This window comes from Bradyrhizobium sp. CSA207, assembly GCF_029051685.1.
Lineage (GTDB): Bacteria > Pseudomonadota > Alphaproteobacteria > Rhizobiales > Xanthobacteraceae > Bradyrhizobium.
Genome location: NZ_JAACFT010000029.1, coordinates 47510 through 72013 on the forward strand (window position 1 = coordinate 47510; position 24504 = coordinate 72013).

Sequence of the window (24504 nt, forward strand, 5' to 3'; positions counted from 1 at the left end):
GCCGGTCTTCGCGCGACTTCCGGGCTTCTACTGAGGCGTCGTAACAGGTTGCTAATGGGTCCAACACTAAAAGTTTGATTCAAAATCAATTCGACCCGTGCATTTGCATTTCCCCATTCCGGAGCCATCCCGTGAAATTGAGCAATCTGAAGATCGCCTCCAAGCTTGGCATCCTTGTCGGCGTCACGTTGTTCGGTCTGTGCATTTCCGGGGTTCTCGCCGGATATCTCATGAAGCAGGAGATGGTGAGCGCGCGCATCGATCAGGCCAAGGCGATCGTGGAGTTGGGGCGCAACTATGCTACTGCGCTCAAGAAGCGCGTCGACGCCGGCGAGATGACGAAGGATGCGGCCATGGCCGAGCTTCGTCGTTACGGCAATGCGATGACCTACGACAATGGCTCGGGATACCTGTTCGGCACGTCCTATGATGGCATCACGCAGCTCGCTCCCGATCCCAAGCAGATCGGCGCGAACCGCATGGAAGTCGTGACCAACGGCCGCAAGCTCTCCAAGGAAATCATGGATGGGGTCAAGGCCAACGGCGAGATCCTGCTGCACTATGAATACATGAAGCCCGGCCAGCAAACGCCGATCCGCAAGATTGGCTATGCGGTGGCTATTCCCGGCTTCGACATGTATCTCGGCACCGGCGCCTATCTCGACGACATCGACGCCAAGATGGGCCCGGTCTACTGGCTGCTCGGCCTTGCCATGCTCGGCATCGTCATCGTCGCCGGCAGCGTCGCCTGGCTGCTCGGCCGCAGCATCAGCCGTCCGCTGGCGCTGCTCGGCGCCCGCATGAAGGATCTCGCCGACGGCAAGCTCGAAGGTGACATCCCCGGCGTCGGCCGCGGCGACGAGGTCGGCGCGATGGCTTCGACCGTCCAGATCTTCAAGGACAACGCGGTCCGCATCCGCGACCTCGAGCAGACCGATGCGGCCGCCAAGGAGCGCGCCGCGGCGGAGCGTCGCAGTGCGATGGAAGACATCGCCAACGACTTCGAACGCAGCGTCAACGGCATCGTCCGTTCGGTCTCCTCGGCCGCGGCCGGCATGCAGACCACGGCGCAGTCGATGACCGCGACCGCGGGCGATGCCTCCTCGCGGGCGGCAACCGTCGGTGCGGCCTCGCAAAAGGCCTCCGGCAATGTCGGCACGGTTGCCGCCGCCGCCGAAGAGCTGTCGAGCTCGGTTGCGGAAATCTCCCGCCAGGTGACGCGCTCGACCGAGGTGGCGAGCAGGGCTGTCAGCGATGCCGAGCGCACCAACGCCACGGTGCAGGAGCTCTCCACCGGCGCCGAGAAGATCGGCGAGGTGGTCAAGCTCATTCATTCGATCGCGGCGCAGACCAATTTGCTCGCGCTCAACGCCACCATCGAGGCGGCGCGGGCTGGTGAATCCGGCCGCGGCTTCGCCGTCGTCGCTTCCGAGGTCAAGGCGCTCGCCAACCAGACGGCCAAGGCCACCGAGGAAATCTCCGCCCAGGTCGCGGCCATGCAGACCTCGACCAGCGATGCGGTCGCGGCGATCGGCGGCATCACCCAGACCATTGCCGAGATGAGTGAGATCACCGCCGGGATTTCGTCGTCCATCGAGCAGCAGGGCGAAGCGACTCGCGAGATCGCGCGCAACATCCAGTCGGTGGCGGCCGGCTCGAACGAGATCAACACCAATATCGGCAGCGTCGCCTCGGCCGCGGAAGCGACCGGCGCGGCCGCCTCCGACGTGCTCTCCAACGCTCGCGAACTGGACAACCAGTCCGGCGCGTTGCGCAGCGCCGTCGACGGCTTCCTCGCCAAGGTCCGCGCGGCTTAGGCCGTAACTGTCATGCCCCGCGAAGGCGGGGCATCCAGTACGCCGCGGCCCATCGGGTCAATCACTACCGTCTCGGAATACTGGATCCTCCGCTCCAGTGCGCAATTGCGCACAAGGCGGAGGATGACAGCATCCGAGGGGAGCAGCGCTACTGCTTCTCGACGCCCGCGTTCGTGATCAGCTTCTCCCACAACACGAGCTGCTCACCCACGAACGTGCCGAGCTGCTCCGGCGTGCCGGAAAAGGCGTCCATGCCGAGCGTCGCGAGCTGGGCCTTGATCTCCGGCTTCTCGACGATTTTCCTGATCTCCGCGTTGAGCCGCGTCACGATCTCTTTCGGCATGCCTGCGGGGCCGAAATAGCCTTGCCATGACGAGATGTCGAAGTCCGCCACGCCGGCCTCCTGCATCGAGGGCAGGTTCGGCACCAGCGGCGAGCGGTCCTTGGTGGTGACTGCGAGCGCGCGCAGCGCGTTGCCGTTGACGTGTGGCAGGCCGGTCAGGATATCGACGAACATCATCGAGACGCGGCCGCCCATGACGTCGTTGAGTGCCGGCGGCGAGCTCTTGTAGGGCACGTGCAACAGGTCGAGCCCGGCATTATGCGCAAAGGTCGCACCCGACACGATCGCCGATGACGAGCCCGAGGCGTAGCTCAGCTTGCCCGGATTGGCCTTGCCATAGGCGATGAGCTCGCCGACCGTCTTTGCCGGCACGTCCGGATGAACGACCAGCATGAACGGCAGGTCGCCGGTGCGCGCGATCGGGGTGAAGTCCTTGACGGGATCGTAGGTCAGGCTCTTGAGCAGATAGGGATTGGCCGAATGCGTGGTGTTGGTCGTCACCAGCAGCGTGTAGCCGTCGGGCGCGGCGCGCGCGACAAAGGTCGCCGCGATCATGCCGTTGGCGCCCGCCTTGTTCTCGATCACGATGCCGACGCCGAGTGCCTGCGACAAATGATGCGAGATCAGCCGCGTCGTGGTGTCAGTGCCACTGCCGGCCGCGAACGGCAACACCAGCGTGATGTTGCGGCTGGGATAATTGTCGGCCTGGGCCGTGGATGCGGCGGCGAGACAAAGCACGGCCGCGCCGGCGGCGCACAGGTTACGGATCAGCGCTGAAAGCATGTTTGGTCGTTCCCTCTTTTTCGTTGGCAGGGAACCTAGCCGGTCCAAATCGAAACTGAAAGATGGCAGACGGGCGGACGCGTCCGCAGCGCGGAATTACTTCACCGCCGAACCCTGCCGCGACGCGATCACGACGCCGGCGAGGACCAGCGCGTAGCCGATCAGGTGGAACGGCTGCAGCTTTTCGCCGAGCAGCAGGATCGCCATCGCCGAGCCGAACACCGGCACCAGATGGAAGAACGGCGCAGCCCGGTTCGGCCCGATCAGCGCCACGCCGCGGTTGAAGAAGAGATAGGCCAGCGTCGAGGGGAAGATCAGGATGTAGCCCAGCGTCGCCAGCGTCACCGTATCGAGTTGCATGACGCGGCCGCTCCAGGCCTCCCAGATCGCCGTGGGCAGCAGCATCGTTGCGCCGCAGCAGGTGGTGAACGACAGAAAGGAGAGCTGATGGATCTTGGGCCGGCGCGGGATGAAGGCGGAGTAGATCCCGAACGCCACCAGCGACGAGGCGAACATGATGTCGCCCCGGTTGAACGTGATGCTCGCGAGCGCCGCGAGATCGCCGCGCAGGATGATGATCAGCACGCCTGCAAGCGAGATCGCGATCCCGGCGAGCTGCGCAGCCGTGAGCCGCACGCCGAACAGTACCAGCGACCACAGCGCCACGAACAACGGCCCGGCCGACTGGATCAGCAGCGCGTTCAGCGCCTCGGTGTATTGCATCGCCCAATAGGAGATCGCGTTGTTGAAGGCGAAGCCCACCAGCGACAGGAACAGCATCAGCGGCAGGCTTTTGCGTATGCTCGGCCAGTCGCGCTTCAGGTGCGGCCATGCGAACGGCAACAGGATCAGGAACACGCCGTACCAGCGGATCGTGGTCACCGTCAGCGGCGGCACATGCACGCCGACATGGCGCGCGAGCACGATGTTGCCGGCCCAGAACAGCGAGCTCAGGCTCAGCAACAAATAGGGCTGGTTATTGAGCCAACTGGCCGGATTCGAGGCGGTTGGCGCGGGCGAAGCAATCGTCATCGGCGTTCGACGCAAGCTTGCGCCGGATTGCCGCTATGACACAAGTCACGCGGTCGCAATGCTACAATGCACGCATGACCTGAGGAGGCGTCATTGCCGGTTAATATGTTGAACATCGAGGGCCTGGAGCAGCTCGACCGGCATGCGCCGGTCGTGATGCTGAACCTGATGCGCTTCCACGAGCGTTCGCGCGACGGCGACGGTTCCGGATGGGACGCCTATTTGCGCTACAGCGCGATCACCGTGCCGATGATCAAGGCGCGCGGCGGCACACTGCTGTGGACCGGTGAGGCCAAAGCGGTCGCGCTTGGCACACGTGACGGCAACGAGTGGGATTTCGTCGCGCTGGTCTATTACCCGTCCGTCGCGGCCTTCCTCGACATGATGGCGTCAGAGGCTTACGAAAACGAAGCCGACCCGCACCGCCGCAACGGCTGCGCCGAGCACGTTATCATCGCGACCAGCGAAGCATACAGCAAGTTCAGGACGAAGTAGCGCGTTCTACTTTCCCTCTCCCCTTGTGGGAGAGGGTGGCTCGCCGCGGAGCGGCGAGACGGGTGAGGGGTTGTCGCCGCGCATGAACATCTTGCTTCAGTATTCACGGAAGCAACCCCTCATCCGGCGCTTCGCGCCACCTTCTCCCACAAGGGGAGAAGGAAAGAGACTCGCGGTCGCAACGGCGTTTACGTCTTGCGCTGCGTGTTTTCGCGCTCATCCAGTGCATCCACGGCGGCGCGGCACGCGGCCTGCAACAAGCGGCAGACATCCTCCAGCGACCGCCGCGGGCGCAGCGCCGCAAACGTGGGATAGCTCGTCAGCACGAAGATCAGGTCGACCGTGTCCTGCAAGGCCGGCTTTGCCGCGCGCCTCTCCACGATGCGCGTCACCAGCCCCATCAGCAGCTCGCGTCGCCGCTCGTTGCGCTCGACCAGTGCCTCGCCGAATTCGGGATCGGTTGAGATCGCCTGGTTGAGCCCGCCGACGGCGGGGTCGTGGCCCCAAAAGGTGCAGAAGGTCTCGATGACGCGGTCGAGCGCCGCGCGCGGATCAGTGATCGCCATGACCTCGACCAGTTCGAACAGACCGCCTCGGTGTGCAATGTCGTCGAACACCGCCTCCAGCAATCCGCGCCGCGATCCGAACTGATTGTAGACGGTCAGCCGCGTCACGCCAGCCGCCTTCGCCACCACGTCGAGGGAGAAGGTCGCGATGCCCGCGTCCTTCCGCAACAGCCTGGTGCCGGCAGCGATGATGCGTTCGCGCGTCTCCGCCGCGGCGGAGGTCCGGACCGAGCTCACATAGCTGCGTTTTGGCATGGCCCTGCCATTCTCTTGACGTATTGATTATACATATTGTATATCTAATTTAGAAGCCAGTTTGGAGCTTGCCATGCAGACTGCCCTCGTGATCGCCCTGTCGCTTCATGTGTTGTCGTCCGTGTTCTGGGCGGGATCAAGCTTTGCGCTGGCGCGAACCGGTGCAGCCGGCGGCGAGCAGCTCGTCGGGCCCCAGCTCGGCGCGGCGACGATTGCGATCCTCACCGGCGGCTATCTCGGGCATCTCGCTCATTCCGGGAGTTTTGGCGCGGCCGAGCGGGTGCTTGCGGTTGGCGCGGTCTGCGCACTGATCGCGGCCGCCGTTCAGGCCGCGATCGGCCCTCGGGCGCTGTTGAACTTGCGCCGTGGCACGAGCGAAGCGGCGGACGTGCATTCGCGCATCGCGACCGCCCAGCGCGTCGCCGCCGCTCTGCTCGCCATCACCGCCCTCTGCATGGGCGCGGCGCGCTACATCTAGGGTCAGGACTCATCGACAAGAGATGATGGCGAAGTGCCACGACGACATAGAGGCCGACGAGAAGTTTCTGAAGCAGAGCGCGGCATCCCACCGCTGAAGAGAAGGAAAACGATGTCCATGATGATTCTGTTAAACCTGCCGGTGCGCGATCTCGCCGCATCGACGGCGTTCTATGTGGCGCTTGGCGGTACCGTGAACCCTCAGTTTTCGGGCGAGAATTCGACCTCGCTCATGTTCGCGGACACGATCGGCGTGATGCTGCTGACCCACGATCACTATCGCGAATTCACCAAGCGCCCGATCGGTGACGCGCGACGCGACAGTCAGGTTTTGATCGCCCTTACCGTCGATGACCGCGACGCCGTCGACGCAACACTGACTCGTGCGGTGGCGGCGGGCGGTCGCGCCGATCCCAACCAGGCGCAGGATCTCGGCTTCATGTATAACCGCCACATTGAAGATCCAGATGGCTACGTCTGGGAAATCGTATGGATGAATCCGCCGGGCAACACCTGAACGTAGAAGGCTGTGCAATGACCGCGACCAGGCAGGGACTCGTTTTGATCGGAGCCAGAGCCTAGCTCGCCTGCTTCCTCGACGCCGCGAACACGCCCGACAGCACCAGCGCGAAGCCGATGAAGTGGAAGGCCTGAGGGCGTTCGCCCAGAAACGCCATCGCCATGATCGAGCCGAACACCGGTACGACGTGGAAGAACGGTGCGGCGCGGTTGGCGCCGATCAGGCGGACGCCGCGGTTGAAGCAGAGATAGGCGAGCGTCGAGGGGAAGACGGCGACATAGACCAGGGTCAACAGGTTCGGCCCGTCGAGCTTCATCACCGGACGCGCGAACAATTCCCAGATCTCCAGCGGAATGAGACAGGCGGCGCCGCAGCCGAAGGTGAAGGCGAGGAACGACAGGCCGTGTATCGCCGGCCGCTTCAGGGTCAGCACCGAATAGAGCGCGAAGATCAAAAGCGCGAGGAGGAAGATCAGGTCGCCCTTGTTGAAATCGATGTTCGACAGCGTGGTGAAATCGCCATGCAGCAGGATGGTCAGCACGCCGCACATCGATAGCAGCACGCCGAAGGCCTGCGCCGCGGTGAGCCGGATACCGAGGATGACCAGCGACCACAGCGCCACCAGCAGCGGCGCGGCCGACTGGAGCAGCAGCGTGTTGAGCGCCTGGGTATGCTCGAGCGCCCAATATTGCAGGGTGTTGAAGGCGCCGATGCCGGTGATCGAGAGCGTGACCATCAGGCCGAGCTTTTGGCGGATCGCGGGCCAATCCTGCGCGAGATGCTTCCAGGCGAACGGCAACACCAGCAGGAAGGCGAACAGCCAGCGCAGGAAGGAGAGCGTGACCGGCGGGATGTGACCGGCGGCGAGCCGCCCGACAATGGCGTTGCCGGCCCAGCACAGCGCGGTGATGCTGAGCAGCAGATAAGGCTGGTTGGCGATCCAATTGTGGCCGGGCGTGGCGGCGCCTGTGCTCTGGTCGGTGGCGGACATTGTAATTGTTATGGCCCCGGTCATGCGCCGAGGCACCCCGGCCCGGCGATGCCCGGGCCGGCTCGTAGCCCGGCCCGCTCAAAGACACTGAAATATGCCCGATATCAATGGCGCGGGGCGCATCGCGACCATGCGTCGTCGTAGCGATGGAACATCAGGCCGTTTCAGACCGCGGCGCATCGTGCGCCATCGCGTCCGGACGCATTGCGGCCCGCGCGGCCCAGCCGCCGCCGAGAATCGCTCCGGTGAAACCGCCGCCATGGGTGAAGGCGGATGCGAGGTAGAGGCCACCGATCGCGGTTGCGGCGAGCGGCATGAAGCCGCGCGTATGTGGCGCGAATCCGTAGATCGAGCCGCCGGGCGTGTTGAGGTAGTGCGCAAAGGTCTCCGCGGTCGACATCTCGCGCTGAGTCACGGCACCGGCAATTCCGGGGAAGTGCCGGTCGAGATCCGCGATGACGAGGTCCATCCAACGCTCCCGGCGGGCGCTTTTTACGGCGGCGGAAAGGCCGGCCCAGTTCTCGATCCGATCGACCCCGACAACCGAAGCCAGATAAGGCGGATGCTCGTTCAGCCCGGAATCGATCTGGTCATAGGCGACGAAGCCATAAGGCGTCAGGCGGCCGAGCGGATACTCGCCCAGCAAAGCCCCGGCCTCGCGAAAGCCGGACAGCGTGGTGAGCCAGGCCGGCAGGACGCTGGTCGAATAGTGCGAAACTCCGAACTCGCGGGAAGGACGGTTCAAGCCGATCGACACGGTCCACAGCGAGATTGATGGAAGCTTGCCCTGATAACGGGCCAGGAAACCGGCGCGCTTGTCCTGTGGCAGCATCGCGGCCAGCACCGACGGCGCCGCGTTGCCGAACACGATCGGGGCGAGCTCTTCGCGGATGTCGTTGGCTCCCATCGCGCGATGCCGCACCCCGCGCACGCGGTCACCATTCATCAGGATCGTCTCGACCTCGCGGCCCGTCTCCGCCTCGCCGCCGGCGTCGCGGATGATCGCGACCAGACGGTCGCTCAGCACTTGCGAACCGCCGCGGATATAGTGGCCGCCGCCGGAGAGATACGAGGCCTGTGGAATCGCGAACGGGATGAAAGGCATCTTGTCGGGGTCGTCGGTGTAGTAGCCGAGGTTCGATGCCAGTGCGAGCTTCACCGGCTCGCTGTCGCCGAACAGCCGGGAGAGCACCTCGCTCAACGTGGCGTGGCGGTCGCGGATCAGCGGCCACAAGCGCCATGGCAAGGTCGGCGCATTCCAGAGCCACCAGTTGCGGTCGTCCTGATGCTCGCTCATCAACGAAACTGCCTGGCGCACCGCATCGATACGTTCGAAATACTGCGTGATGCCCTTGGCCTGCGCTGGAAATTGTGATTTCGCGGCGGCTGACGCGGCCTCGATCCCGCGGGGCATTACAAAGGGGCGCTCGAACAGGGGACTGCGTACCTCGTGCAGTGCGCCGACCTCGACGAAGGGCATGTCGTCGATCCCGAGCGTGCGCAGGATCGGCAGCTTGGGATCGCCGACATCGAGGCCGTCGATCTCGTGCAGCGACGCCTCGACCGCCAGTTGGCCATGACGATAGACCGTGGCTGCGCCGCCGAAATTGTGATTGCGTTCGAGCACCAGCACCTTGTGACCGGCGCGCGCGAACAGCGCCGCCGCGGTGAGGCCGCCGAGCCCGGATCCGATGGCGATGGCGTCGAAGCTACGCATGATCGTCTCCCCAGATTGATTGCCTCCCAACCATCGACCCGCGAAACAGACGCTGCGTTGACGCGCGTCAAGCAGCCCGGACGAAAACTAATGAGGCCCGGCCCGGCCTGTCGTGTGACCGTCACGCATCATGGCTTTCCGCAGCGAGCGGATCGCAAGCGGCTTCACCAACTCGGCGCAGGCGAGATAGGCCACGACCAGCAGCGCGATGCCGGCCATCATCATCGGTGGCGGTGCAACAAAGCCGAACCAGGCGCCGACCGGCGTAAACGGAATGACCATCGCGACCAGCAAGGCGATCAGCGAGGAGGCCGACAGCACGGGATCGGGCCAGTTGCGCCAGGGTCGGCCATTGGTGCGGATGATGAAGATGACCAGGATCTGCGTCGCCATGGATTCGATGAACCATGCGGTGCGGAATTCTTCGGGCGAGGCGTGAAACAGGAGAAGCAGTGCTCCGAACGTCAGAAAATCGAACACCGACGACAGCGGCCCCATGATTGCGGCAAAGCGCGCCAGCCGCGTCATGCTCCAGACTTGTGGCTGCGCGGTCGCCTGGCGCGAGACCTGATCGAAGGGAATGCCGAGCTCGGAGAGATCATAGAGCAGATTGTTGAGCAGGATCTGCGTCGGCAGCATCGGCAGGAACGGCAGCGCGATCGAGGCGATCGCCATCGACAGCATGTTGCCGAAATTCGAGCTCGCACCCATGCGGACATATTTCAGGATGTTGGCGAAGGTGCGCCGGCCTTCTTCGACGCCGTCTGCGACGACTTCGAGATCGGAGGCCAGCAGGATGATGTCGGCCGCAGCCTGGGCCACGCCGGTCGCACCTTCGACCGACAGGCCAATATCGGCGGCCTTCAGCGCCGGTGCGTCGTTGATGCCGTCGCCGAGGAAGCCGACCACATCCCCGCCTGCCTGCAGCGCCTTCACGATCCGAGACTTCTGATCAGGTGCGAGCCGGCCGAAGGCGTCGGCCGATTGCACCTGCACCGCCAGCGCCTCGTCGCTGAGTTCTGCGATGTCGGCCCCCGATAGCACGCGCTCGGCATTCAGCCCGACGAGGCCGGCGAGTCGCTTCACCACCACGGGGTCGTCGCCCGACAGGATCTTCAGGCCCACTCCGCCGGCGGCGAGGCGGGCGATGGCGGCCGCAGCCGTCGGCTTCGGCGGATCGGCGAAGGCGCAAAAGCCCTCGAACACGAGATCGACCTCATCGGCGGTCTCGACCTCGCACGTTGCGCCGGTCCAGGGCCGCGAAGCGATGGCGACGCTGCGCAGGCCGTCCGTCGCGAGCTCATGCGCCCGGGCGACCGCGAGAGCCCGGGCGTCGTCGTCCACCACGCACAGCGGAAGCACCGCCTCCGGTGCGCCCTTGACGATGAGCAGCGCGCCTTCGGGGCCGGTGGCGAGCACCGATCCCAACCGCCGCGAAAAGTCGAACGCCTGCCGCCCCGCCAGCGTCCAGTCCCGCACGGCATCCGGCTGGGCGGCGACAAGAGCGGCATCGAGCGAGCCGCGATCGCCGCCGAGTGCGGCTGCGACGGCGCCAAGTCGCGCGGCGCGGGCGTTGTCCTTGCCGGCGGCGTCGATGCTTTTTGTCAGCGTGATTTCGGCCGAGGTCAGCGTGCCCGTCTTGTCCGTGCACAAAATGGTCATGGCGCCGAGATCGTGGATCGCGGCAAGGCGCTTGACGATCACCTTGCGTCCGGCCATGCGCAGCGCACCGCGCGATAGCGTTACCGTGGTGATCATCGGCAGCAATTCCGGCGTGAGCCCGACTGCGAGTGCGACGGCGAACAACAGCGAGTCCATCACCGGGCGGCCGAACAGCACCCGGACGGTCAGTACAACCAGTACCAGCGCGAGCGTGGCGCGCGCGATCACAAGTCCGAATTCACGCAAATCGCGCTCGAACGGCGAAGGCGTCTGGGTCTCAGCCAAGGCAGAGGCGGCCGCCCCGAACACGGTGTCGCGCCCGGTGTGGACGACGAGCGCAATGGCCTCGCCGGTCTGCGCTACCGCGCCACGAAACAACGCGTTCGATTTGTCGTCGGGGTCGGCGCATTGTCCGGCGCGCTTCTGCACCGGATAGGGCTCGCCGGTGAGCGCCGCTTCCCCGGCGGTGAACGCCACGCAGTGAAGGATCAGCGCATCGGCCGGAATGATGTCGCCGGCGCGGACGCGCAGGATATCGCCGGGGACCACCTGCTCGACGTCGATCTGGCCAAACGCGCCGTCGCGCTTGACCTCGGCCTTCAGCGCGACCGAGCGGCGGAGGATTTCCGCAGCCCGGACGGCTTGGCCTTCCTGGATCGTGTCGAGCCCGATCGAGAGCGTCAGGATCAGGACGATGATGAGACCGCCGATCTCGTCTCCGGTGAGCATCGAGACGGTGCCGGCAACCAGCAGGATCAGCGACAGGGGCTCCAGCAGGCGGCGGAAGACCGCGTGCATCGCGCCTTCGGTGCGTGGTGTCGCGTCGCTGTTCGGCCCGAAGCGTTCCGCGCGCTCGGAGGCCTCGGCGGTGGTCAGGCCGGTGAGCCCACACCCGAGCCGGCCGGAGAGCTGGTCGGACGAGAAGCGCCAAAAAGACTTGTCGGCCGGCTCGGATGATGGGGGCACGGAATTCCCACGGATGGAGGCGGCCAATACAATGACCGCGATTGGATCGCATGACGATGACAGCAAGGCTTGCCGCATCGAGCCTGACGCCGGGTTGATGCGGGTCAATCCTGCCAGAGGCCGGGAAAGTTGGGCGATGGGACGTCCAGGGCTTTCAACCGGTCCGGAGGACCGTCCTTGAACGTTTCTGGATTTTCGGGGGATATCAAAGGCTTGAAGCTGGTTCTGGGTCCGAAAAAAGTCCCGTTCTTGCTTGCCTAGAGAGGCTGCTTCCTTTATCCGGTTGGACCTGCCTTGCGTGCGAACGGCCCTGGGCCGGGAATTGGGCTGGGCGCATCTAAAATCTTCGAAGGATTACCCGCGAATGGCCAATGTTGTCGTCGTCGGCGCCCAGTGGGGTGACGAGGGAAAGGGCAAGATCGTCGACTGGTTGTCGGAGCAGGCGGACATCGTCGTCCGTTTCCAGGGCGGTCATAACGCCGGCCACACGCTGGTGATCAACGGCAAGACCTACAAGCTCGCATTGCTGCCCTCCGGCGTGCTGCGCGACCAGAAGCTGTCGGTGATCGGCAATGGCGTGGTGTTCGATCCCGCCGCCTTCCTCGACGAGGTCACCAAGCTGCGGTCGCAGGGCGTTGCGGTCTCTCCGGACAATCTGCGGGTTGCCGAGAACGTCACCCTGATCCTGCCGCTGCATCGCGAGCTCGACGCCTTGCGCGAGTCTTCCAATGCGGCGACCGCGATCGGCACCACCCGCCGCGGCATCGGCCCCGCCTATGAAGACAAGGTTGGCCGCCGCGCCATTCGCCTGATGGACCTCGCCGATCTCGACACGCTGCCGCACAAGATCGACCGCCTGCTCGCCCATCACAACGCGCTGCGTCGCGGCCTCAATTTGCCGGAGTTCGACGGCAAGGACATCCTGAAGGAATTGAGCGCGCTCGCGCCGCAGCTCCTGCCCTATGCCGAGACGGTGTGGCGGCTGCTCGACATCAAGCGGCGCGAGGGCAAGCGCATGCTGTTCGAAGGCGCGCAAGGCGCGCTGCTCGACGTCGACCACGGCACCTACCCTTACGTCACCTCGTCCAACACGGTAGCGGCGCAGGCCGCGACCGGCTCGGGCCTCGGCCCCGGCGCGGTCGGCTACGTGCTCGGCCTGTGCAAGGCCTATACGACCCGCGTCGGCCAGGGCCCGTTCCCGACCGAGCAGGACAACGAGACCGGCCGCAGGATCGGCGAGCGCGGCCGCGAGTTCGGCACCAATACCGGGCGGCCGCGCCGCTGCGGCTGGTTCGACGCCGTGCTGGTCCGCCAGGCGGTCCGCACTGGCGGCATCAACGGCCTGGCGCTGACCAAGCTCGACATCCTCGACGGCTTCGACTCGATCGAGGTCTGCACCGGCTACAGGCTGGACGGCAAGGAGATCGACCATTTCCCGGCCGGCGAGGGCGCCCAGGCCCGGGTCGAGCCGGTCTACGAGACCATCGAGGGCTGGAAGGAGCCGACCGCCAATGCGCGGTCATGGGCCGACCTGCCAGCCCAAGCGATCAAATATGTCCGCCGGATCGAGGAATTGGTGGGGTGCCCGGTGGCGCTGCTTTCCACCAGCCCGGAACGCGAGGATACTATCCTGGTGCAAAATCCGTTTGAGGCTTAACGATATCTTACCGGGACGTGCGTATAGTTGAGTTGAAATGGCTGATTACTATCCGCTGATCGCCCGCGCTATTGCCGCCCTGGATCCCAACGCTCCCGGCGAAAGCCGTCGCGCGCTCTATGAACGGGCGCGCACGGCGCTGATCGCGCAGCTTCGCAGCGTGCAGCCGCCGCTTTCCGAATCCGAGATCACCCGCGAACGGCTGTCGCTTGAGGAGGCCGTTCGCAAGGTCGAATCCGAGGCCGCCCAGCGCGCCCGCGAGGCCTCGCGTCCAGGCGGCGGTGCCCGCAGCGGCAGTGGCGACGCCTTCCGCAGGGCCAGCGCCCGCGCAGCCGAGGGCAATCCGCCTGCTGCGGCCCAGCAGGGTGCGCCACCGCGCGCCCGTCCGGCTCCTCTGCCGCCGCGTGCGGACCGCCCGTCCTTCGGCAGTGACGATCAGGTCGATCGCGACGCCCAGCGTTCGCCGCGGGCCCCGCGTTTCGATGCGCCGCGCCAGCCGGGTCCGCCCGCTCCGCCGCCGATGCCCGAGCCGCCGGCAGGCGGACGCGCTGGCGCCCGTCGTCCGCCGGATGCCGGACCGCCGCTGCCACAGGCCCCGGGCGTACGCGGCTTCCGCGACATCACCGCGGACGCCAACGATCTCGGCGGCGCCGCCGCGCAGGCCAACCGCGCCGCGCGCCGCACCTATGCCAACGTGCCCTCGCCCTCGCCGGAATTCGACCGGCTCGAGCCGAGCCTGGAAAACCGCGTCGGCGAGGGGGATTCGCCCTATTCCTATGACGAGTCGATCGAGGAGGCCGAGCGCTATGCGCCGCAGGCGCCGCGCCCGCGCATAGCGCCCGACCGCGACGTCAAGAAGCGCGCCCGCTCCCGCTCGATCTTCCCGTTCAAGAGCGCGATCGCCGTCGGCATCGTTCTGATCCTGGTTGGCGCCGGCATTCTCTGGGGCAAACAGCTGGTCCAGACTGCGAGCGGCCTGTTCAAGTCCTCGCCGACCCAGGTGGTGGAAGCCCCGAAGGATCCGTCGCAGCCGCAGAGCAAGCCCAAGATTCCGGACCGCGTCGGCCAGCCCTCGGCCAGCGACCAGCCGGTTGCGCCGGTGGCGCAGAAGGTCGTGCTCTATGACGAGGATCCGTCCGATCCGAAGGGCAGGCAATATGTCGGCTCGGTGGTGTGGCGGCTGGAGCCGATCAAGGCGTCGGGCAACCAGAAGGCCGACGTCGCCGTGCGCGCCGACATCGAGATCCCCGACCGCAAGTTCAAGATGACGATGTCGTTCCGCCGCAACACCGATTCGTCGCTGCCGGCGAGCCATACCGCGGAATTGACCTTTATCCTGCCGCAGGATTTTCCCGGCGGCAGCGTCTCCAACGTGCCGGGCATCCTGATGAAGTCGAACGAGCAGGCGCGCGGCACCCCGCTCGCGGGGCTCGCGGTCAAGGTCACCGACGGCTTCTTCCTGGTCGGCCTCTCCAATGTCGACGCCGACCGCGCCCGCAACGTCCAGCTCCTGAAGGAGCGCTCATGGTTCGACGTGCCGCTGGTCTACGCCAACCAGCGCCGTGCCATCATCGCCATCGAAAAGGGCGCCCCCGGCGAACGCGCGTTCAACGACGCGTTCGCGCAGTGGGGCGATTAGGCGCTACGCCCGGCTGAGATTCTACGCCTCTCCCCTGGCGTGGAGAGGTGAATCGAATTCTCTCGCTGCCGGCGGTTCAATCGAAATGAACGGGCCTATTGCGCGGCGGCTTCCCGCTTGCGCGATGCTGCTGCGGCTGCGTGCTCGCGGTCCATCACGGCGCGGCAGCCGGCGCTGACATGCGACCTGTTCCGCACCATGCAGGCGGTGATGCGCGGGATGTCGGGGATTTCGCTCGAGCACAGCCGCATCGCATCGCCCGAGCACATCTGCTGCGCTTGGGATGAGAAGGCGAGGCCCGGCGAGGTCTGGAATACGACGGTGGCAGTCGCGAAGGCGAACAGCGTGGCAATGGTCCGGTAGCGTGTCATGTAGAATGCATCCCCAAGTTATGTGGGCTTGAGCCACTTGATTTTGGGGCGCCGCACGCAGCTTGCTCTGCCGCATGTCGCAGCCATCACACGGGGAACCCAATCCCGCATGTGGCTGCTCGATCTCTCGTGATGTTCGAATCGAAGGTGCTGCGCCGCCCGAGCGAAGTATGCGCCATTGTCATGAGGCTGCAATGGGACGCGCAAAGGAATTCGCAATTGTTGCAGCTTCGTCACGTCCAAGCGGCGCGTTCCGTCAAACAGACGACACGCTCGCTTGTTCCGCGTCGGGATCTCCGAGTGCTGCGGCGTGTTCTTCGACGGCGGTGACGCCCTTCGCCGTGAGTTCGAACAGATCGCCGTCCTTCACCACATAGCCGCCGGCGATCAGCTCGTCGATCTTGCCGTGGCGGTCGTCGGCAAAGGCAAAAGACTGGCTGATGTCCCTCAGGATCGTGAGCTGTTCGTCGCGCAGCATGTCTGACATCTCAGATCTCCAAGGGGTTTTGTCGGATCTCCGGGGCTTGATGCTTACATCCCGTGGCTCTCGAACACCTTGCTGCAAGACCTCGACAGCTTGCCGCGGTGGGCTTGCAGGCAGCTCTGCACCGCACTGTCATTGCCAAGGTCCTTGCGGCACAGCCGCGAGGCATCGCGCGAGCAGGCCTGCTGTTCCTGCGGCGTACCAGCATGACCTTGCGCGAGAGCAGGCGGGCCCGACAGGCCGCTCAGGGTCGCCAGCGTGATCATCGTCAGAAGGAACAGCTTGCGGGACATCGGTCGCTCCAAATCGGACAGGTTAATTTCAAGTCCTGTCTGAACTCGTCGCCTTGCCACTTGTTCCCCTCGGATGGGGTACGCCCCGCTATTCAAGGTTCCCGCGCCACTGCTATAACGACGGCGAAGGATGAGGATGCCTGATGAAACGCTATTTCGTGTTTGCGCTCCTGGGCCCGTTCGTGGGCGGGTTCCTGCTGCTGCTGACCACGACCTATCAGTCCGGCTACTGGACCCAGACCAATCTCGGCGAGGTCGGCAAGCTGTTCGCAGTGTTCTTCAAGACCTTGCAATACAGCTATCTGTTCGGCTTCCTGCCCTCACTGATGATCGGCGCGGTCGACGACATCCTGGTCCACGTCAGGCGGATCGGCCCGGTGCTGCGGATGCTGATGGTCGGCGTGTTCGCCTTCATCCTGGCGTCGCTGACCTACAGTTCGCGCGGCCCGGACTCGGGCGCGGTGCAGTTCATCTTGTACGGCCTCGTCGGTTTCGTGCCGGCGGTGGCGTCATCCTGGCTCGTGCACAAATACATCCAGGAGCCGCAGCCCGCGGCGGCCTCGACCTGAGGGCGCGACCTTCGACCACGCCGCAGCAACCTCCACCGCGCTGGCGCGTTCCCTGAAGGCCATGACCATGTCCGACGACGATATCCTTGCTCCGCGCCGACCCCGTTCAGGGGGCCGCTCACGCACGAACTCTTCTAGCGCCGAGGCGGAGGGGCCGATCATCGACCAGGAAGGCCGCGAGATCCGTCCCGAAACGCTGGAGCAGGGGTTTCGCGAATTTCGCGTCGAGTTCGGGCAAGGCAATCCGTTCGGCAACCTGACGCGGGAGCAGCGGATCGCGCGGATCGAGGCGATCGCAAAGCTGCTCGACGTCGCCTTCGTCCTGCCCGGCACCAATATCCGCTACGGCATCGACGGCCTGATCGGGCTGATCCCGGTGGTCGGCGATATCATCACCACCGCGATCTCGCTGTGGCTGGTGCGCGAGGCCCGCGCGCTGGGCGCGCCCTGGTACCTCACGGCGCGCATGCTCGGCAATGTCGCGGTCGACGGCGTGGTCGGCATGGTCCCCTTCGCAGGCGACGCCTTCGACGTCATGTTCCGCGCCAACATGCGCAACGTCCGCCTGCTTCGGCGCTGGCTCGACAAGCAGCCGCGCATCTGAGGCGCCTCTTGCACCAAAACGCAAAAAGCGCGACGGCTTATTGGGCCATCGCGCTTTCAAAGGCTTGCGGAAAAGCTTACGCCGCGTCGGCGTCGGCGTTGGCGTTGGTCTCTGCCGGCTTGCGGTGACGGGGCAGCGGGAAGGCTTCGCTCTCGTAGAGCGAGCGGATGCCGTTCTGGTCGAAGCGCGCTTCCTCGACCTGGAGATAGGCGCCGTTCAGCGAATCCGTCGGCAACTGCTCCATCGCGAACTGGACGGCTTCGGCCGCGGTGCCGAACCGCCGATAGGTGAAGCCCGCCCGCTTCTTCTTGCGGATCGCGGCGGGAAACAGTTCGGCGGAGGTGTTGAAGTTGAACGGACGCAGTGGACGCATGGTCAAAGACCTCGTGATCTTCTCTGGGGCTTTAAGCGCGTGGGGTTTGAGAGGGCAGAGGCCACGATCGAGTGGGCCCGCCGCACATGTCATTTTCGTTTTCTAATATAGGCCGTTTTGACAAAATTGCGACCCCTGCGATCGGAGATGATGAATCCGCGCATGGCAGCCCCGCATCTGGAATAAGCAAAGCAATTCCAATGGCTTGTATGGTTTACAGCTTGCCAAGCAGCAGCAGGACGAGCAGCACCACGAGTACGACGCCGCCGATCCCCATGCCGGAATGGCCCATCCCATAGCCGTAGCCGCCGATGCGGCCCGACAGGCCGCCGACGAGATAGATGATCACCAGGATGATCAGGATGGTCCCGAGGGTCATGGCATCCTCCCCTGGCGGCCGCCGAATTGTGAGGGTCGGGCGCACCGCCAGAAGAGAAAAGCACATCGCGCCGCCGGGTTCCATGACGGAACTGGGCGGCGCGCAAGGTTTTATTTCGGCTCGAGCTTCAGCGCCGCGGAATTGATGCAGTAGCGCAGCCCGGTCGGCCCGGGGCCGTCCGGAAAGACATGGCCGAGATGGCCGCTGCACTTGGCGCAGAGCACCTCGGTGCGGATCATGCCGTGGCTGACATCCCGGTCCTCGTCGACATGGCCCTCGACCGCGGGCTCTGTGAAACTCGGCCAGCCGCAGCCGGAATCGAACTTGGCGTCGGACTCGAACAGCACATTGCCGCAGCCGGCGCAGACGTAGGTGCCGGAGCGGTGGTCGTGCTCATATTCGCCCGAGAAGGGACGCTCGGTCGCCTTTTGCCGCAGCACGGCGTACTGCATCGGCGACAATTCCTGCCGCCATTGCTCTTCGCTCTTGATGATCTTGTCGTGCGTGGTTTTCGTCTTGGTGTCGGGCATGGGTCTCCCGTCGGTTGGTGACCTTGCGATCAGTTGGTGGCTTTGCTGGCGCTGACCAGCGTCGGCTTCTCGATGTAATTATCCGCGAACAGCTTTTTCAGGTTCTCGACCTTCGGAATGTCGTTGTAGGCAATATAGGGCTGGCTTGGGTGCAGCGTCAGATAGTCCTGGTGATAGGCCTCCGCCGGATAGAACGCTTCCAGCGCGCCGACCTTGGTCACGATCGGCTTGTTGAAGACCTTGGCGCCGTTGAGCTGGGCGATATAGGCCTCCGCGACCTTCTTCTGCTCGTCGGTGGTGGTGAAGATCGCCGAGCGATATTGCGTGCCGGTGTCCGGGCCCTGGCGGTTGAGCTGGGTCGGGTCGTGCGCCACCGAGAAGTAGATCTGGAGGATCTTGCCGTAGGAGATCTTCTTCGGATCGTATTTGATCTCGACCGATTCCGCGTGGCCCGTCGTGCCGGACGAGACGCTGCGGTAGTCCGCGGTCGCCTTGGTGCCGCCGGCATAGCCGGAGACCGCATTGACGACGCCTGCGGTGTGCTGGAACACGCCCTGCACGCCCCAGAAGCAGCCGCCGGCGATCACGGCGGTCTGGATCCCGCTCGCCGGCGCCGCATCCACGGCGGGGGCGGGGATCACGACCGCATCCTCCGCGGCCCGTGACGGCGCGGCAAAGGCCACCGTCAATGCGGTGGTGGCGGCAAGCAGGGTCAGGAGGGCGGGTCGGCGCATGGCGGATCCTCTTTCGAAGGTGTGACAAGTCTAGGGCGGTTGGGCCCGGGCGAACAGCCTGCCCGGCGAGCGTTTTTCGTTACCCTGAGATACGGCAGTTGCAGGCCGTTGTTACGCCGCCACGGACACGAGTCCGTGAAACACGCGGGGCAGGACCCCGGGCTACGACGTTGCCACGGCCTTGCCGACTAAATCACAATGCTCAGCCGCTTCGCCGCGCGCGTGATGCCGGTGTACAGCCACCGGGCCCTCGAGTCCTGGAACGCAAAACTCTCGTCGAACAGCACGACGTCGTCCCATTGCGAGCCCTGCGATTTGTGCACGGTCAGCACGTAGCCGTAGTCGAACTCGTCATAGGGTTTGCGCTGCTCCCAGGCGATCTGCTCGACGCCGCCCTCGAAGCAATCGGCGCGCACCGAGACTTTGGTCACCTTGTGGCCAAGATCCTCGTCCGGCGACAGCCGCATGCTGAGGATGCGCGATTTCGAGCGCGAGGTGTTGCGCGACTTCACGCGCCACAGGCCACCGTTGAACAGGCCCTTCTTGCGGTTATTGCGCAGGCACACCAGCTTGTCGCCGGCGACCGGGAAGGTATCCTCGATGTCCTGCCGCTGCCGCACCCGCATATTGTACGCGCGTCGCGTGTTGTTGCGGCCGACCAGGACCTGGTCGGCGGCCATGACGCGGTCGGGATCGAGCTCCTTGCGCGACACCACCTCGCTCTCGCCGTAACGGCCGATGTCGAGCTCGCGGCCTTCGCGGACGTCCATCGACATCCGCACGATCGGATCGTCCTGGGCCTGGCGATGCACTTCCGTGAGCATCGCGTCGGGCTCGGTGTTGGTGAAGAAGCCGCCGCCCTGGATCGGCGGCAGCTGTGCGGGATCGCCGAGCACCAGCAGCGGGCAGTCGAACGACATCAAATCGCGCCCAAGCTCCGCATCGACCATCGAGCATTCGTCGATCACGATCAGCTTGGCCTTGGACGCGGGCGCGTCGTCCCAGAGCTCGAAGCTCGGCTGCTCCTCGCCGGATTCGCGGGCGCGGTAGATCAGGGAATGGATGGTGGAGGCGTCGTCGCAACCCTTGTTGCGCATGACCAGCGCCGCCTTGCCGGTGAAGGCGGCGAACTTCACCTCACCGTCGACGCCGTCGGCGATGTGCCGCGCCAGCGTGGTCTTGCCGGTGCCGGCATAGCCGAACAGGCGGAACACCGGCGGCGTGCCGCCTCGGCCCGGTTTGGCCTTGAGCCAATCGCCGACAGCTTTGAGCGCGGCATCCTGATGCGGGGTAAATGTGGGCATGTCTGTCTTGAGGAAGGGCGAAATCGAAGCGATTCGCCACCCCTCAAACTAACCATTCGCCCCGCCGGTTCAAGCGCAGGACAATCGCATTCAAGCCCCATTCTCTGCGGCCCATCCTTCGAGACGCCCGCCTTTGGCGGGCCCTCAGGACGAGGACAGTACGCGCGGCTGCAATTTCCACAGGCAAGATGCCGCTTAGCCTCATCCTGAGGAGACCGCAAAGCGGTCGTCTCGAAGGACGAGGCGCTGGCTCAGACCCCGCCAAGATTTGCGATAGCCCTTGATGCAAGCGGCCGAGACTGTCCTATTGCCAGCCGGGAACGCCGCGCATGTCGGGCAGATGGTGGGCGATGCCCTTGTGGCAGTCGATGCAGGTCTTCTCGCCCGTGAACAGGAAGCGCTGGTGCGCCACCGAGGCCCGCGGCGACTGCTTGGTGATGTCCATGGAATCGGCGCTGTGGCAGTTGCGGCATTCCAGCGAATCATTAGCCTTGAAGCGCGCCCATTCATGGGCCGCAAGCTCGAGCCGATGATCAAGGAATTTCTCGCGGGTGTCGATCGTGCCGAAGATCTTGCCCCAGACCTCCTTGGAGGCCTGCATCTTGCGGGCGATCTTGTCGGTCCAGTTGTGCGGCACGTGGCAGTCCGGGCAGGTCGCGCGCACGCCGGATCGGTTTGAGAAATGGATGGTCGACTTCAGCTCGGCGAAGACGTTCTCGCGCATCTCGTGACAGCCGGTGCAGAACTTTTCAGTGTTGGTCAGTTCCAGCGCGGTGTTGAAGCCGCCCCAGAAGATCACGCCGGCCGCAAAGCCCGCCAGCACCAGCACGCCGAGCCCGAACACCGAGCTCGGCCGGATCAGCACCAGCCAGAGCTCGCGCGCAAAATCCCAGCTTCGCGCGATGAATCCGCGCCTGGCCTTCAGCTTTTCATGGGGCTCGCCAGCGGTCGTCGTCATCGGCGGCCCCCGGGGCTTGCGCGCGAGAGCAGCGTGTCGATGTCGGTGAAATCGTTGCTGACCGGCGGCGTGGCGGTGTTCTGCGGCACGTGGCACTCCGTGCAGAAGAAGCGCCGCGGCGAGATCGAGCCCAGGAACTGGCCGTCGCGATCCATGAAATGCGTGATCGAGACCATCGGCGCCTGCGATTCCGCGATGCGCGCCCGCGCATGGCAGGACAGGCACTTGTTGCCGTTGAGATCGACCTGATAGCCGTCGATGCTGTGCGGGATCACCGGCGGCTGCTCCGGATAGTTGCGCACCTCCCTCTCGGAGGTGTTGCGGTTCGGCAGCATCGGCGGCGCCGGACCCTCGTCATTGAGCGGGGCCGGGCCGCGCAGGCCTGATGTGACAGTCTGCGCAGTCAGGGAGCTCGCGCCGGCGGCGATCGCGAAGGCGAGCAGGGCGATTGCGGATCGTTTCATCATGACAGGCCCACCCGCTCGATGCGCACGGCGCACTTTTTGAAATCGGTCTGAAGCGAGATCGGATCGGTGGCGTCCAGCGTCACCTTGTTGATCAGCTTGGATTCGTCGAACCAGGGCACGAACACCAGCCCGCGCGGCGGCCGGTCGCGGCCGCGCGTCTCGACGCGGGCCCGGATGAAGCCGCGGCGCGACGTCACCTTCACCTCGTCGCCGCGGCGCAGCTTCATGTCCTGCGCGTCGTCGGGGTGCATGAAGCAGACGGCTTCGGGAAACGCCTTGTAGAGTTCGGGCACGCGGCGCGTCATGGTGCCGGAATGCCAGTGCTCCAGCACGCGGCCGGTCGAGAGCCAGTACGGATATTCGTTGTCGGGCGATTCCGCCGGCGGCTCGTAGGGAAGGGCGAAGATGCGCGCCTTGCCGTCGGGATGGCCGTAGAACTGCACCTCGGTGCCCTGCTTGACGTAGGGATCGCTGCCCTCGCGGAAGCGCCACTTCGTCTCCTGGCCGTTGACGACGGGCCAGCGCAGTCCACGCTCGCGGTGATAGGTGTCGAACGGCGCAAGGTCATGGCCATGGCCGCGGCCGAACGTGGCGTATTCCTCGAACAGGCCCTTATGCACGTAGAAGCCGAATGCCTTGGACTCGTCGTTGAGATAACCCGGCTCGATGTCGGAGACCGGAAATTTGTCGACCTGGCCGTTCCTGTAGAGCACGTCGAATAGCGTCTTGCCGCGAACTTCCGGCATCTTGCCGATCAGCTCCTCGGGCCAGACTTCCTCGATCTCAAAGCGCTTCGAGAATTCCATGAGCTGCCAGAGATCGGATTTCGCCTCGCCCGGCGCAGCGACGAGCTGATGCCAGAACTGCGTCCGCCGCTCGGCATTGCCATAGGCACCTTCCTTCTCCACCCACATCGCGGTCGGCAGGATCAAATCGGCGGCGAGCGCGGTCACCGACGGATAGGCGTCCGAGACCACGATGAAATTGTCGGGGTTGCGGAAGCCCGGGTAGGTCTCCTCGTTGGCGTTGGCTCCGGCTTGCAAATTGTTGTTGACCTGGACCCAATAGGCGTTGATCAGGCCGTCCTTCAGCATCCGGCTTTGCAGCACGGCGTGAGCGCCGGGCTTGTCGGGGATGGTGCCGTCGGGAAGCTTCCAGATGTGCTCGGCATGCTCGCGATGCGCCTTGTTGGTCACGACCATGTCGGCCGGCAGGCGGTGCGAGAAGGTGCCGACCTCGCGCGCGGTGCCGCAGGCCGAGGGCTGGCCGGTCAGCGAGAACGGGCTGTTGCCGGGCGAGGAGATTTTACCGGTCAAAAGGTGGATGTTGTAGACGAGGTTGTTGCACCAGACGCCGCGGGTGTGCTGGTTGAAGCCCATGGTCCAGAACGAGACCACTTTGGTCTTGGGATCGGCATAGAGCTCGGCGAGCGCCTCCAGCCGGTTCAGCGGCACGCCGGACATCTCGGCCGCCTTCTCCAGCGTGTACTCCGAGACGAACTTGACGAACTCGTCGTAGCTCATGTCGGTGGAATCGTTCGCCTTCGCTGCGCCCGTCGCCTTCTTCTGCAGCGGATGCTCGGGCCGCAAGCCATAGCCGATGTCGGTCTGGCCGCGCTTGAACACGGTGTGCGCGGCAACGAAGTCCTTGTTGACCCGACCGGTCCTGATGATGTGGTTGGCAATGGCGTTGAGGAGATAGAGGTCAGTCTGCGGCTTGAACACCATGCCGATGTCGGCGAGGTCGAACGAGCGGTGCTCGAAGGTCGAGAGCACGGCGACGCGGACATGCGGCGCGGAGAGGCGGCGGTCGGTCAGCCGCGACCACAGGATGGGATGCATCTCCGCCATGTTGGAGCCCCACAGCACGAAGGCGTCGGTGGCCTCGATGTCGTCATAGCAACCGGGAGGCTCGTCGATGCCGAAGGTGCGCATCATGCCGGCGACCGCGGAAGCCATGCAGTGCCGCGCATTGGGGTCGATGTTGTTGGTGCGGAAGCCGGCCTTGAACAGTTTTGAGGCGGCATAGCCCTCCCAAATCGTCCACTGGCCGGAGCCGAACATGGCGACACCGTTGGGCCCACGCTTCTTGATCGCCTCCTTCCACTTCACCTCCATGATGTCGAAGGCTTCGGTCCACGACACCGGCGTGAACTCGCCGTTCTTGTCGTACTTGCCGCCGCTCTTGCGCAGCATCGGCTGGGTCAGGCGGTCATGGCCGTACATGATCTTGGAGAGGAAATAGCCCTTGACGCAGTTGAGGCCGCGATTGACCTCGGCCTTGATGTCGCCGTGGGTTGCGACCACGCGGTTGTCCTTGGTCGCGACCATCACCGAGCAGCCGGTGCCGCAGAAACGGCAGGCGGCCTTGTCCCATTTCAGTTCGGATGTCTCGCGCTCGGCAACGAGATTGGCGGCAAGCGCCGGCGCTGGGAGCCCAGCGGCGGCGGCCGCGATCGCGGCGGCCTCGAGCTTCAGCATCTGGCGGCGGTCGAGTTTTGGCGATGTCATGACGGCTC

At 65.0% G+C, this 24504-nt stretch carries 25 protein-coding genes; 8 read left to right on the forward strand and 17 right to left on the reverse strand.

What is annotated here, in order from left to right:
* Nucleotides 1-131 precede the first annotated feature (131 nt).
* Entirely contained in the window at nucleotides 132-1817 is a 1686-nt protein-coding gene (locus GWG65_RS28775) for a methyl-accepting chemotaxis protein (RefSeq protein WP_275198894.1), read from the forward strand.
* Nucleotides 1818-1965: 148 nt separating this feature from the next.
* Here the strand turns inward: GWG65_RS28775 and GWG65_RS28780 are convergent, their stop codons facing one another.
* Together GWG65_RS28780 and GWG65_RS28785 are read right to left on the reverse strand one after the other, a co-directional pair.
* A complete protein-coding gene (locus GWG65_RS28780) occupies nucleotides 1966-2943 on the reverse strand; it encodes a tripartite tricarboxylate transporter substrate binding protein (RefSeq protein WP_275198895.1) in 978 nt (325 codons plus the stop codon).
* Between the two features lie 96 nt (nucleotides 2944-3039).
* The gene (locus GWG65_RS28785) at nucleotides 3040-3975 is read right to left on the reverse strand and encodes a DMT family transporter (RefSeq protein WP_275198896.1); all 936 of its coding nucleotides are present in this window, start codon (nucleotides 3973-3975) and stop codon (nucleotides 3040-3042) included.
* Nucleotides 3976-4068: 93 nt separating this feature from the next.
* Here GWG65_RS28785 and GWG65_RS28790 point away from each other — a divergent pair, with 93 nt between their 5' ends.
* Complete coding sequence (locus GWG65_RS28790; protein WP_275198897.1) at nucleotides 4069-4470, forward strand: DUF1330 domain-containing protein; 402 nt, start codon at nucleotides 4069-4071, stop codon at nucleotides 4468-4470.
* Between the two features lie 188 nt (nucleotides 4471-4658).
* Here GWG65_RS28790 and GWG65_RS28795 read toward each other — a convergent pair whose 3' ends face one another.
* Nucleotides 4659-5291, reverse strand: coding sequence for a TetR/AcrR family transcriptional regulator (locus GWG65_RS28795; RefSeq protein WP_275198898.1), 633 nt, complete (start codon nucleotides 5289-5291; stop codon nucleotides 4659-4661).
* A 73-nt stretch (nucleotides 5292-5364) separates the two neighbouring features.
* Here GWG65_RS28795 and GWG65_RS28800 point away from each other — a divergent pair, with 73 nt between their 5' ends.
* On the forward strand, nucleotides 5365-5769 hold the full coding sequence (locus tag GWG65_RS28800; RefSeq protein WP_275198899.1) for a hypothetical protein: 405 nt from the start codon (nucleotides 5365-5367) through the stop codon (nucleotides 5767-5769).
* 111 nt (nucleotides 5770-5880) lie between these two features.
* Complete coding sequence (locus tag GWG65_RS28805; protein WP_275198900.1) at nucleotides 5881-6285, forward strand: VOC family protein; 405 nt, start codon at nucleotides 5881-5883, stop codon at nucleotides 6283-6285.
* 61 nt (nucleotides 6286-6346) lie between these two features.
* Here GWG65_RS28805 and GWG65_RS28810 read toward each other — a convergent pair whose 3' ends face one another.
* The 3 genes from GWG65_RS28810 to mgtA all read right to left on the reverse strand — a co-directional run bounded on the left by GWG65_RS28810 (nucleotide 6347) and on the right by mgtA (nucleotide 11624).
* On the reverse strand, nucleotides 6347-7279 hold the full coding sequence (locus GWG65_RS28810; protein WP_275198901.1) for a DMT family transporter: 933 nt from the start codon (nucleotides 7277-7279) through the stop codon (nucleotides 6347-6349).
* Between the two features lie 154 nt (nucleotides 7280-7433).
* Nucleotides 7434-8996 carry an NAD(P)/FAD-dependent oxidoreductase gene (locus tag GWG65_RS28815; RefSeq protein WP_275198902.1) on the reverse strand — a complete coding sequence of 521 codons (1563 nt, stop codon included), beginning with the start codon at nucleotides 8994-8996 and terminating at the stop codon, nucleotides 7434-7436.
* Between the two features lie 87 nt (nucleotides 8997-9083).
* Nucleotides 9084-11624 (reverse strand): magnesium-translocating P-type ATPase, encoded by a 2541-nt coding sequence (gene mgtA, locus GWG65_RS28820; RefSeq protein ID WP_275198903.1) that lies wholly within the window; start codon nucleotides 11622-11624, stop codon nucleotides 9084-9086.
* 364 nt (nucleotides 11625-11988) lie between these two features.
* Here mgtA and GWG65_RS28825 point away from each other — a divergent pair, with 364 nt between their 5' ends.
* The gene (locus GWG65_RS28825) at nucleotides 11989-13281 is read left to right on the forward strand and encodes an adenylosuccinate synthase (protein WP_275198904.1); all 1293 of its coding nucleotides are present in this window, start codon (nucleotides 11989-11991) and stop codon (nucleotides 13279-13281) included.
* Nucleotides 13282-13318: 37 nt separating this feature from the next.
* Nucleotides 13319-14920, forward strand: a complete 1602-nt coding sequence (locus GWG65_RS28830) for a hypothetical protein (RefSeq protein WP_275198905.1) — start codon at nucleotides 13319-13321, stop codon at nucleotides 14918-14920.
* 95 nt (nucleotides 14921-15015) lie between these two features.
* Here the strand turns inward: GWG65_RS28830 and GWG65_RS28835 are convergent, their stop codons facing one another.
* From GWG65_RS28835 to GWG65_RS28845, 3 genes are all read right to left on the reverse strand, one after another.
* A complete protein-coding gene (locus tag GWG65_RS28835) occupies nucleotides 15016-15291 on the reverse strand; it encodes a hypothetical protein (RefSeq protein ID WP_275198906.1) in 276 nt (91 codons plus the stop codon).
* A 256-nt stretch (nucleotides 15292-15547) separates the two neighbouring features.
* Nucleotides 15548-15769, reverse strand: a complete 222-nt coding sequence (locus GWG65_RS28840; protein WP_275198907.1) for a hypothetical protein — start codon at nucleotides 15767-15769, stop codon at nucleotides 15548-15550.
* 53 nt (nucleotides 15770-15822) lie between these two features.
* Nucleotides 15823-16068 (reverse strand): hypothetical protein, encoded by a 246-nt coding sequence (locus GWG65_RS28845; protein WP_275198908.1) that lies wholly within the window; start codon nucleotides 16066-16068, stop codon nucleotides 15823-15825.
* A 143-nt stretch (nucleotides 16069-16211) separates the two neighbouring features.
* On the opposite strand from GWG65_RS28845, the gene GWG65_RS28850 reads away from it, so the two are divergent.
* Complete coding sequence (locus GWG65_RS28850; protein WP_275198909.1) at nucleotides 16212-16637, forward strand: DUF5413 family protein; 426 nt, start codon at nucleotides 16212-16214, stop codon at nucleotides 16635-16637.
* Between the two features lie 61 nt (nucleotides 16638-16698).
* The gene (locus GWG65_RS28855) at nucleotides 16699-17241 is read left to right on the forward strand and encodes a DUF4112 domain-containing protein (protein WP_275198910.1); all 543 of its coding nucleotides are present in this window, start codon (nucleotides 16699-16701) and stop codon (nucleotides 17239-17241) included.
* Nucleotides 17242-17317: 76 nt separating this feature from the next.
* On the opposite strand, the gene GWG65_RS28860 is transcribed toward GWG65_RS28855, so the two are convergent.
* The 8 genes from GWG65_RS28860 to napA all read right to left on the reverse strand — a co-directional run bounded on the left by GWG65_RS28860 (nucleotide 17318) and on the right by napA (nucleotide 24496).
* Nucleotides 17318-17614, reverse strand: coding sequence for a hypothetical protein (locus GWG65_RS28860; RefSeq protein ID WP_275198911.1), 297 nt, complete (start codon nucleotides 17612-17614; stop codon nucleotides 17318-17320).
* 214 nt (nucleotides 17615-17828) lie between these two features.
* A complete protein-coding gene (locus GWG65_RS28865) occupies nucleotides 17829-17993 on the reverse strand; it encodes a DUF3309 family protein (RefSeq protein WP_275198912.1) in 165 nt (54 codons plus the stop codon).
* 110 nt (nucleotides 17994-18103) lie between these two features.
* A complete protein-coding gene (msrB, locus tag GWG65_RS28870; RefSeq protein ID WP_275198913.1) occupies nucleotides 18104-18523 on the reverse strand; it encodes a peptide-methionine (R)-S-oxide reductase MsrB in 420 nt (139 codons plus the stop codon).
* 29 nt (nucleotides 18524-18552) lie between these two features.
* Nucleotides 18553-19257: a peptide-methionine (S)-S-oxide reductase MsrA gene (gene msrA, locus GWG65_RS28875; protein WP_275198914.1), complete on the reverse strand. Its 705-nt coding sequence runs from the start codon at nucleotides 19255-19257 to the stop codon at nucleotides 18553-18555.
* A 188-nt stretch (nucleotides 19258-19445) separates the two neighbouring features.
* Nucleotides 19446-20561, reverse strand: a complete 1116-nt coding sequence (locus GWG65_RS28880) for an ATP-dependent RecD-like DNA helicase (RefSeq protein ID WP_275198915.1) — start codon at nucleotides 20559-20561, stop codon at nucleotides 19446-19448.
* A 304-nt stretch (nucleotides 20562-20865) separates the two neighbouring features.
* Complete coding sequence (locus GWG65_RS28885) at nucleotides 20866-21519, reverse strand: NapC/NirT family cytochrome c (protein WP_275198916.1); 654 nt, start codon at nucleotides 21517-21519, stop codon at nucleotides 20866-20868.
* On the reverse strand, nucleotides 21516-21986 hold the full coding sequence (locus tag GWG65_RS28890; RefSeq protein ID WP_275198917.1) for a nitrate reductase cytochrome c-type subunit: 471 nt from the start codon (nucleotides 21984-21986) through the stop codon (nucleotides 21516-21518). The genes GWG65_RS28885 and GWG65_RS28890 overlap by 4 nt, the downstream gene beginning before the upstream one ends.
* Complete coding sequence (napA, locus tag GWG65_RS28895) at nucleotides 21983-24496, reverse strand: nitrate reductase catalytic subunit NapA (protein ID WP_275198918.1); 2514 nt, start codon at nucleotides 24494-24496, stop codon at nucleotides 21983-21985. The genes GWG65_RS28890 and napA overlap by 4 nt, the downstream gene beginning before the upstream one ends.
* Nucleotides 24497-24504 lie beyond the last annotated feature (8 nt).